Consider the following 1,205-nt stretch of genomic DNA (forward strand, 5'->3'; position numbering starts at 1 on the left):
GGACCAAGGGATCATTCGCCAGAGCGTCTTTGAAGCGGGTGAACGCCTGATGCCCCACGTTGCGGTCCACATGCAGCACCACCGGGCAGCCGCTGGCTGTCCAGTGCTGCACCACCTGCACCGCCCGCTCTAGCGCGGTGTGCACCAGCATGACGACCCCAACCGCGCTCATGCCCAGTTTCCTTTGGACATCATTCCCAAAATCTCAAGCTGGCGCCAGTTGATGTAGCGTTCCGACCATTTGCACCAGAGGTCCGGGTTGTCCCGCACCCCTTCGGCATAGGCGATGTATTCGCGGCTGGCGCCGTAGTGCTGGCCGCGTGTCAGTTCCTCTTCGGCCTTTGCGCCGAAGGTCGACAGGAATTTGGTGTGCAGCAGGATGCCGCTGGCCTTTTCCCCGCCCCATTCGTCGTAGACCTGATTCAGCCCGCGCGGCAACAGGTTATGGGTGGAAGAGACATAGGCATAGCGCCGGTCCCATTTCACCAGCGGGATCTTGTTCAGCGCGGGCGCCAGCGCGGGTTTGTCGGCAAAGAACACCCGCGCGCGCGGCCCGCCCTGTATCCAGAGATTGCCGAACCTGGGGTTCTTCTGAATCGCGTAATTACCGGCATCGAACCAGGTGGCGATTTCCATCGGGTCCTGCCCGGGCTGGTAGGGGTGCAGGTCGATGCGCCCCTTGGGGTACATGTCCAGCAGCATGGCCGAGAACGACTTGATCGAAGAGGCATCCAGCCAGTCGGTCAGCGCGCGCAGGGGGCGCGTGTCGCAGAACGGGTAGAGAAAGAATTCATCCGGGTCGACGGTCAGCGCCCAGTGGCCATGTGCGTGTTTCAGCAGCAGCCAGTTGAGCCAGTCCATGCCGAAACGGGCGCGCTTGTAGCTGGCCCGCGTCGTCCAGACAGAGACATCCGGTTGGTCCGCAAGGTAATCCGCCGATCCATCGGTCGAGTCGTTGTCGACAAAGAAGAAATGACCCACCCCCATCTCGCGGTAGTAGCGCAGGAAATAGGGCAGGCGGACACCCTCGTTCCGCTGGGTCGAGAACAGCAGGATGTCAGAGGGGCGGATCTGATCGGTGCGGTTGGCCAGCGGGCGCAGTTCACGGCGTTTGCGGAAAGCCCGGATGCGCCAGCGTTTCCGTTGCATCCTCAGCCGGTATGCCTGCCATGCGCCCAAAAGTCGTGCCTCTTCCCTCGTGCCGG

At 62.5% G+C, this 1,205-nt stretch carries 1 protein-coding gene and 1 pseudogene; both read right to left on the reverse strand.

The features are described 5' to 3' along the window. Positions 1-172 (reverse strand): annotated as a pseudogene (locus tag A2I95_RS40005) (glycosyl transferase); the annotation flags it as partial. After that, positions 169-1,149 (reverse strand): glycosyltransferase family 2 protein, encoded by a 981-nt coding sequence (locus A2I95_RS40010; protein ID WP_291737888.1) that lies wholly within the window; start codon positions 1,147-1,149, stop codon positions 169-171. The pseudogene A2I95_RS40005 and the gene A2I95_RS40010, both read right to left, overlap by 4 nt. Positions 1,150-1,205 lie beyond the last annotated feature (56 nt).

Source organism: Leisingera sp. F5 (genome assembly GCF_001593695.1).

What these genes read in the sequence shown, in the direction of transcription:
- A2I95_RS40010 (WP_291737888.1), bottom strand. Translation starts at nt 1,149, where the DNA reads ATGCAACGGAAACGCTGGCGCATCCGGGCTTTCCGCAAACGCCGTGAA.